This window comes from Aidingimonas lacisalsi, assembly GCF_008079445.1.
Taxonomy (GTDB): Bacteria; Pseudomonadota; Gammaproteobacteria; order Pseudomonadales; family Halomonadaceae; genus Aidingimonas; species Aidingimonas lacisalsi.
In genome coordinates, this window is the sequence record NZ_VRYH01000018.1 from 22853 (window position 1) to 29825 (window position 6973).

Consider the following 6973-nt stretch of genomic DNA (forward strand, 5'->3'; position numbering starts at 1 on the left):
TTGCCGTGACGGACTGAAGCACCCTCGAAAGTAACGACATTCGACAACAACAATGTGGAGACGAATCGATGCCCACTGAGTCCACTTCCTCCGACGCAATGGCAACCCCCAATGACAACCCGATACGCAGTACCCACGATGTCAATGCGAGACCTCCGTTGGGGCGGGCCATACCGCTTGGCCTGCAACACGTATTGGCGATGTTCGTCAGTAACGTCACCGTACCCATCATCATCGCCGGCGCTGCCGAACTCTCGGCCGCACAGACGACCCTGATGATCCAGGCGGCCATGTTCGTGGCCGGTGTCGCCACTCTCGTGCAATCGCTCGGGCTGGGTCCCATCGGTGCCCGACTGCCCATCGTCATGGGCACCAGCTTCGGTTTCGTGCCCGTCCTGATCCCGATCGCTGTCGGCATGGGGGTTCCCGCCGCGCTGGGCGCCGCCTTGTGCGGTGGTGTTGCCATGGCGCTCGTCGGACTCTTCCTGCCCTGGCTTCGCTTCCTGTTTCCTCCGGTCGTCACCGGCACCTTCGTGATCATGATCGGCACCCTGCTGATGCCGGTCGGCTTCGCCTATGCCGGTGGCGGTTTCGGCGCCGATGATTTCGGCTCGCTGCACCATCTGCTGCTCGCAGCCCTGGTACTGGTCGTCACGGTCGGCATGCACCAGTTCGGACGCGGCATCTGGTCGGAGATTTCGCCGCTGGCCGGGCTGGTATCGGGCTTCATCGCAGCCGTCGCCTTCGGCTATGTCGACTTCTCGGATGTAGCGCAAGCCGACTGGTTCTCGCTGCCTACGCCTTTCGCGATCGGCGTGGAGTTCCATCTCGCCGCCATCGTGCCGGTCGTGTTGCTGGCGGTCGTGACCTGTGCGGAATCGATCGGCGATATCGTCGGTACCACGGTTGGCGGTGCGAATCGTGAACCGACCCAGAAGGAGCTTTCCGGTGGCGTCATGGCCGATGGCCTGGCCAGTGTCTTTGCCGCCATCTTCAATGCCTATCCGCAGATCAGCTTCAGCCAGAATGTCGGCATCGTCGCCCTGACCGGCGTCGTCAGCCGCTTCGTCGTGGCCATCGGTGGCGGCTTCCTGGTCATCGCCGGCCTGCTGCCCAAGCTCGGCGGTCTGGTCTCGAGCATCCCCAACTCGGTCCTCGGCGGTGCCGTACTGATCATGTTCGGCATGATCGCCAGTGCCGGTATCAAGATGCTCAGCGGTATCGACTTCAACAAACGCAACATGCTGATCATCGCGATGTCGCTGGCAGCCGCCATCGGCTTGCCTGCCCAGGAAGGCCTGTACGCCAACCTGTCGGAAAATGTGCAAGGCATCATCGAATCCGGCCTGATTCCGGGCGCCTTGACGGCGATCGTTCTCAACCTGATTCTGCCCCGTTCGGAGCAACCGATGCGCGACGATGTCTGACCCGCACCGCCGCCATGCATAAAAAAGACGCCTCGATCGTCACCGGTCGAGGCGTCTTCGTTTGGCGCCCACCAATCATCAATGCGCCGGCAACAGATTCGGTATCCAGGCCGGATCGGCAATGACGAGCACACCGATGAGCATCAGTGCGGCACCCGATGAACGCGCGACGCGACGTCCGTGGCGCCCCACCTTTTCATAGAGCATCAGCAGGGCCAGTGGCGCCATCCACAGCAGATTGGCAATGCCGACGATGAACATCACCACCATCAGCGCCCAGCAACAGCCGAGGCAGAACCAGCCGTGATGCATGCCGAGCATGAACGCTGCCGGAACGCCCTGCCGATAATGGTTCAGCAGAAAGGAGCGCGGTTGGCGGCATATGTCCAGGCACCGATCCTTGAGGGCAGAAAACTGAAATGCACCCGCCACCACGAGGACTGGACCGGCGATCCACTCGGGCCGATGTATCAGCCAGTGCCACCGCTGGATCGCCCCATCCAGCAGCGCATCGCCGACCAGCGCCGCGCCCCCGAATAGCGTCCAGACCACCAGATATCCGCCCAGGAAACCCGCTCGCGCCAGGCCGGGATGGCGTTGCCCGCCGGCCACCTGACGGAATAGCCCGACCATCGGTAACGCCGTGGGCAACATCATGGCGGCAATGTGTATCTGCCAGGCCAGCAGGAACAGTGCCAGACTGAGCCACGGATTGACCCCATCGACCACCAACCGATGATGATGCACCCACTGTACGGAACCGGTCAGTTCAGCACCGATGGCCAGCGACCACGCCAGCACGATGGCCAGCAGCAGCACCGGCGCCCCCCGCCAGGCAGCGCGTTCCGCAACGGCCGTGTTCATGGCTGGTGCTCCATCCGCCAGGCCGTCTGCATGGTATTGCGCCCTTCGAACGACCAGCTCATGTCGTACTGTGGCAGGTTGACCTGATAACGCCGGGACTTGCCGATATAGGCCGGCTCACCCTTGATTGTCGTAAAGGCACTGTCGTGCAGCGTCGCCGTCGTGCCATCCGGCGAAGACTGGATCGGCATCAGTTCCGCCTCGACCATTCCCTTGGCCTGCAGCCGCCCTTGTGCCTGATGCGTGTCATACTCGATCGGTACCCGTTCGACGGCAACCAGCTCACCGATCAGCCCCGCCAGATCGGCCAGCGGGCCTCCCAGCTTGCCACCGAATGCCTCCAACAAGGCCTCGTACTGCGCATCGTCGGCCTTGTCATCGATCAGCACCACCGAGCGCCAGCCGCCCGCCAGGGCATTCCCGGGGATATAGGCAACATTGATGAGCGTCAGGCCGGATATATCCACACCGCGCGCATGACCACTGTCCAGATGGAAAGCGATCACACCGAAGCATTCATTGCCATCCGGGTCTTCGCCGATAAAACAGGGGCAGGGAACCCCACAGGAGCAGATTTCGAGCATCGTACCTTCCAGCCGATAGCCCGATCCGGTTGTTGTTGTCATGTTGCACCTCCGCCTGCATCAGGATGTCATGGCACCCCTCGGCATCACGGCAGGTCCGCGAGCATGGACGCCCCGCAATGCCTCGGGCACATCTCGCTCCAGTACCGCCGTTGGCGGTCACATCCTTGGCAACCCGCCCTTCCCCACCATCATGCATCAGGCGCAGGTCGCCGCTGCAAAGTAGAAATCCAGCATACGATCGAGCGGTGCCGGATCCCGTTTCAACCGACTGCGGAGCGCCGCCCCCTCCCAGCAGTTCAACAACAGATTGGCCATCTCCATGGGATCGGAGTCCGGTGGAATGTCCCCCTGTTGGTGGGCCTCCTCCAGACACGTCGCGATACCCTCTATCACTACGGAAAAGCACCACTCGATCTTCTCCGCAAAGACCGGATTGATCCCGGAAAGCTCCTGACCGAGCCCACCGAGCATGCAGCCCAAGTACCCATCCTCGCGATATTTGTCGCGTGACAGCTCGAAGAATCGACGGGCACGATCCAGCGGCGGCAAGGAGCGATCACCCACGGAGGCATCCAAGCCCCGGTGAACCGTTTCCATGTAGCGATCGATCACCTGCAGGGCGAAGTCTTCCTTGCTGCGAAAGTGGTGGTAGAACGACCCCTTGGGCGTCTGGGTCGCTTCCAGCAGCGCCATGATACCGAGATCGTTGTACCCGTGCTGCAGCAACATGTTCAGCCCCGTATCGAGGAGACGCTCGCGTGTCGTACTCGTCATGGCCACTCCATTACTAGACAAACCGGTCTATTCTTAACTGTAGATCGGCCCTGACGGCTGTCAAGGACGCAACCACGAATATATCGATACTCTCCAAGCTGCACTTTACGTTAACGTCAAATAATCCTAGCCTAGGCACATAGCCCGATACGGATGGGAGCACGCCATGCACACCCCCTACCGGTCCCTCGACTTCGGCCTCGACGACGAACTGAACATGCTGCGCGATCAGGTCAATGCATTCGCCCGTGACGAGATCGCCCCACGCGCCGCCGAGATCGACGCGCATAACGACTTCCCCGGCGACCTGTGGCGCAAGTTCGGCGACATGGGGCTGCTCGGCATTACCGTGCCCGAGGCGTTCGGTGGCAGCGGCATGGGTTATCTCGCCCACTGCATCGCCATGGAGGAGATCTCGCGCGCCAGCGCCTCGGTCGGGCTCTCCTACGGCGCCCACGCCAACCTGTGCGTCAACCAGATCACCCTCAACGGCACCACCGAGCAGAAGGTCAAGTACCTGCCCAAGCTGATCAGCGGCGAACACGTGGGGGCGCTGGCGATGTCCGAGCCGGGCGCCGGGTCCGACGTAGTGTCGATGAAGCTACGCGCCGCAAAACGCGGCGACCGCTATATCCTCAACGGCAACAAGATGTGGATCACCAACGGCCCCGATGCCGACGTGCTGGTGGTCTACGCCAAGACCGACCCGGACGCCGGCTCCAAAGGAATCACCGCGTTCATCGTCGAGCGCGATTTCCCCGGCTTCGCCACCGCCCAGAAACTCGACAAGCTCGGCATGCGCGGCTCCAACACCTGCGAACTGGTGTTTCAGGACTGCGAAGTGCCCACAGCGAACGTGCTCGGCGAACTCGACAAGGGCGTGCAGGTCTTGATGAGCGGCCTCGATTACGAACGCACCGTGCTCGCCGCCGGCCCTATCGGCATCATGCAAGCGGCGCTCGACGTGGTGGTGCCTTACTTGCACGAGCGCAAACAGTTCGACCAGCCGATCGGCGAATTCCAGTTGGTGCAGGGCAAGGTTGCCGACATGGTGACCACCCTGAACGCCTGCCGCGCCTATCTCTACGCCGTTGCCGGCGCCTGCGATCGCGGCCGGGTATCGCGCAAGGACGCCGCCGGCGCGATCCTCTATTGCGCCGAAAACGCCACCCAGGTCGCGCTGGACGCCATCCAACTGCTCGGCGGCAACGGCTACATCAACGACTACCCCACCGGCCGCCTACTGCGCGACGCCAAGCTCTACGAGATCGGCGCCGGCACCAGCGAGATACGGCGGATGCTGATCGGTCGCGAGGTCTTCAATGAATCCACCTGACACAGAGGCGGGCTCGCGCCCCGCATCGCGGTTGAAACCGCTCCCACGACACCAACATCGAGCAAGCCATTGTAGGAGCGACTTCAGTCGCGATGCCGGCCGTGAGGCCGGTCCAACCGCCTTCGCGATCAACACATCGCCCACCAGCGAGGAATCGTGATGGCCATCCTGCACACCCAGATCAACCCCCACAGCGACGCCTTCCAGGCCAACGATGCGGCAATGCGCGCCGAGGTTCTCAGGCTGCGTGAGTTGACGGCAGAGATCAGCCAGGGCGGCGGCGAGACACTGCGCGCGCGTCACGAGAGCCGCGGCAAGCTGTTCGTGCGCGACCGTATCGACCACCTGCTCGACGAGGGAGCGCCCTTTCTGGAGCTGTCGCCATTGGCCGCTCATGAGGTCTACCAAAGCCCGGTTCCTGCCGCGGGCATCGTCACCGGCATCGGTCGCGTCGCCGGGGTCGAGTGCGTGATCGTCGCCAACGACGCCACCGTCAAGGGCGGCACCTACTTCCCGCTGACGGTCAAGAAGCACCTGCGCGCCCAGGAGATCGCCCGCCGGCATCGCCTGCCGTGCCTCTATCTGGTCGACTCCGGCGGTGCTCACCTGCCCCACCAGGACGAGGTGTTCCCCGACCGCGACCATTTCGGGCGCATCTTCTACAACCAGGCGACGCTCTCCGCCGAAGGCATACCGCAGATCGCCGTGGTGATGGGCTCCTGCACCGCGGGCGGCGCCTACGTCCCGGCCATGGCCGACGAGTCGATCATCGTCAAGCAGCAAGGGACGATCTTTCTCGGTGGGCCGCCACTGGTCAAGGCCGCCACCGGCGAGACGATCAGTGCCGAAGCATTGGGTGGCGCGGACGTCCATACCCGCATCAGCGGCGTCGCCGATCACTACGCCGAGAATGATGCGCACGCCCTGCAACTGGCGCGGCGCTGCGTCGCCCGGCTCAACTGGCAGAAGCGTGGCGAGCTCAAGAGGCAGGAGCCCAGGCCCCCGCGCCTCGACCCCGACGAACTCTACGGCATCGTCGGCACCGATCTGCGCAAACCGTTCGAGGTCCGCGAAATCATCGGCCGCCTGGTAGACGACTCCGACTTCGACGAGTTCAAGCGCTATTACGGCGACACGCTGGTCACCGGCTTCGCCCACCTGCACGGCTACCCGATCGGCATCGTTGGCAACAACGGCGTGCTGTTCTCCGAATCCGCCCTGAAAGGTGCCCACTTCATCGAACTGTGCGCCCAACGCGGGATTCCGCTACTTTTCCTGCAGAACATCACCGGTTTCATGGTCGGCTCGACATACGAACACGAAGGCATTGCCAAGCACGGCGCCAAACTCGTCACCGCCGTGACCTGTGCCCGGGTGCCCAAGTTCACGGTACTGATCGGCGGCAGCTTCGGCGCCGGCAACTACGGCATGTGCGGCCGCGCCTTCGAGCCCAACCTGCTGTTCATGTGGCCCAACGCGCGCATCTCGGTGATGGGCGGCGAGCAGGCCGCCAACGTGCTCGCCCAGGTCAAGCGCGAGCAGTACGAACGCGACGGACACGAATGGAGTGCGGAAGAGGAAGACGCCTTCAAGCAACCGACAAGGGATGCCTACGAACACCAGGGGCACCCCACCTACGCCAGCGCCAGGCTATGGGACGACGGCGTCATCGACCCGCTGCAGACCCGCGACGTGCTGGGCCTCGCCCTCGCCGCCGCGCTGAACGCCAAGATCGACGAAACCCGATTCGGCGTGTTCAGGATGTAATCCCCACGCCAGATACAACGTGTCGGAGCGATGGAGCTCCTGACGTCGCTCCTAACAGTTGGGGTTGTAGGAAATGGGATGGACCCGTCCCTCCATGTGCCAAGATGAAGATTAACGCCATCTGCGGGTGCATGGGGCACCACACGGCATCTCGAAGAGAGGGTCCATCCATGAATAACATTAGCATCGTCGGCATTGATCTCGCCAAGCATGTTTTC

At 63.0% G+C, this 6973-nt stretch carries 6 protein-coding genes; 3 read left to right on the forward strand and 3 right to left on the reverse strand.

Annotation, left to right across the window (positions count from 1 at the left end; genetic code table 11):
- The first annotated feature begins 68 nt into the window (after nt 1-68).
- Nucleotides 69-1427 (forward strand): uracil-xanthine permease family protein, encoded by a 1359-nt coding sequence (locus tag FVV99_RS18305; protein ID WP_236645478.1) that lies wholly within the window; start codon nt 69-71, stop codon nt 1425-1427.
- Between the two features lie 78 nt (nt 1428-1505).
- On the opposite strand, the gene FVV99_RS18310 is transcribed toward FVV99_RS18305, so the two are convergent.
- The 3 genes from FVV99_RS18310 to FVV99_RS18320 all read right to left on the reverse strand — a co-directional run bounded on the left by FVV99_RS18310 (nt 1506) and on the right by FVV99_RS18320 (nt 3652).
- Nucleotides 1506-2291, reverse strand: coding sequence for a DUF2182 domain-containing protein (locus FVV99_RS18310; protein WP_148255565.1), 786 nt, complete (start codon nt 2289-2291; stop codon nt 1506-1508).
- The gene (locus FVV99_RS18315; protein ID WP_148255566.1) at nt 2288-2917 is read right to left on the reverse strand and encodes a DUF1326 domain-containing protein; all 630 of its coding nucleotides are present in this window, start codon (nt 2915-2917) and stop codon (nt 2288-2290) included. The genes FVV99_RS18310 and FVV99_RS18315 overlap by 4 nt, the downstream gene beginning before the upstream one ends.
- Before the next feature lie 156 nt (nt 2918-3073).
- Nucleotides 3074-3652 carry a TetR/AcrR family transcriptional regulator gene (locus tag FVV99_RS18320; RefSeq protein ID WP_148255567.1) on the reverse strand — a complete coding sequence of 193 codons (579 nt, stop codon included), beginning with the start codon at nt 3650-3652 and terminating at the stop codon, nt 3074-3076.
- Between the two features lie 166 nt (nt 3653-3818).
- On the opposite strand from FVV99_RS18320, the gene FVV99_RS18325 reads away from it, so the two are divergent.
- Together FVV99_RS18325 and FVV99_RS18330 are read left to right on the forward strand one after the other, a co-directional pair.
- The gene (locus FVV99_RS18325; protein ID WP_148255568.1) at nt 3819-4988 is read left to right on the forward strand and encodes an isovaleryl-CoA dehydrogenase; all 1170 of its coding nucleotides are present in this window, start codon (nt 3819-3821) and stop codon (nt 4986-4988) included.
- 159 nt (nt 4989-5147) lie between these two features.
- Entirely contained in the window at nt 5148-6755 is a 1608-nt protein-coding gene (locus FVV99_RS18330) for a carboxyl transferase domain-containing protein (RefSeq protein ID WP_148255569.1), read from the forward strand.
- Nucleotides 6756-6973 lie beyond the last annotated feature (218 nt).